1 protein-coding gene is annotated in these 1,173 nt (G+C 55.8%); it reads left to right on the top strand.

Annotation, left to right across the window (positions count from 1 at the left end):
- Positions 1-817, top strand: an 817-nt coding sequence (locus ACYVG7_RS10285) for a hypothetical protein (protein ID WP_460883027.1), incomplete at its 5' end; no start/stop codon positions are given.
- Positions 818-1,173 lie beyond the last annotated feature (356 nt).

Here is a 1,173-nt window from a genome sequence, read left to right as displayed (position 1 = left end):
CTATCGTCGGAGCACAAAGCTGGCCAGCGAAACCTATAGCTTCACGGCTCAGTCGCGCAGCATGCTGCTGGATGGCGAACAGTCGGACAAACTCACGGTCACTCTGCCCGCAGCCATGGGGGCGTGGCAGTTGGTTGAACAAGTGCTGCAACCTCTCGGCTTTAGTATTGAACGAACTGCAGTTGCTGAATGGGTACAGACACCGGAATGGACTCTTGCCGCACAGTCGGCAAGCTGGGTATCCGTTACACCCATGGCCATCATCAGTTCTATTGCTAAAGCCTGCGGGGCTGTTGTGATGCCGGATATGACCGATGACAAGCTGATCATCACCCCTCGCTATCGGGTATCACCTAGCAAGTGGGCTACCGCGCCAGCATCAGCATGGTCACACCTGATCCCGGAAGATGTCAGCCCGAGCGAGAGCAGTGACCCGCAGTTCACTACGCCGCTGGATCGGGTGCTGATTGCTGGCACGACACATGGGTGCATCACAGAGGTGGTGCGCTCCGGCTCTGCTGGGGTTGTGAGTGCGGCTGATGTTTCGGATGTGCTGGCTCAGGACCCGGCAGCTAATGCTGAACGCGGACGAAATCTCCTGGCTGAGAGTGGTCAGATCGAGATCGTTGCTCTGGAGTTGCCATTGCTCCCACCCGGACAGTCTCCAACCCTGGTTGTGCCTGGCCAGCTGGTAAAGGTACTGCGCGGTGATGGTAGTGAGACACGGGGTCTAGTGCTTGGCAACAGCATCACACCGAACGGCGTAAGCGCGATCTGGCAGTCTGTTAGCTTGGAGGTACATCATGGCAACAGTTAACCCATGGGCTCGGTTCAGGGCCTTACTACCGAGTCAGGTGCGTTATCGGGCTGAGGTCATCTCTGTTGATACTGTGCGCGGCACTAGCTATATAGAGCTGAGCTCCGGGCAGCGCATCACGGTTACAGGCACATCAGCCGCATCTGGGGCGCAGGTCATGATCGTGGATGGTGTCATCGCTGCGACATTACCCAGCTTGCCATTCAGCAGGATTGAAGTTGATGTTTAAACGCTCTCTGAGCAGTGTTTAAACAAACAGGGACAAAACAAACCGTTTCGCCAAAAATGATAAAACCGCCGAGAGGCGGTTTCTCATTTCTAGTGAATCCGTTTATCAATTCGCGCGGCGGGCTACA

The sequence above is a fragment of the Pseudaeromonas pectinilytica genome (genome assembly GCF_054780855.1).
Note: the sequence above shows the minus strand (reverse complement) of the source record. Positions and strands in the feature narration are given on the sequence as shown.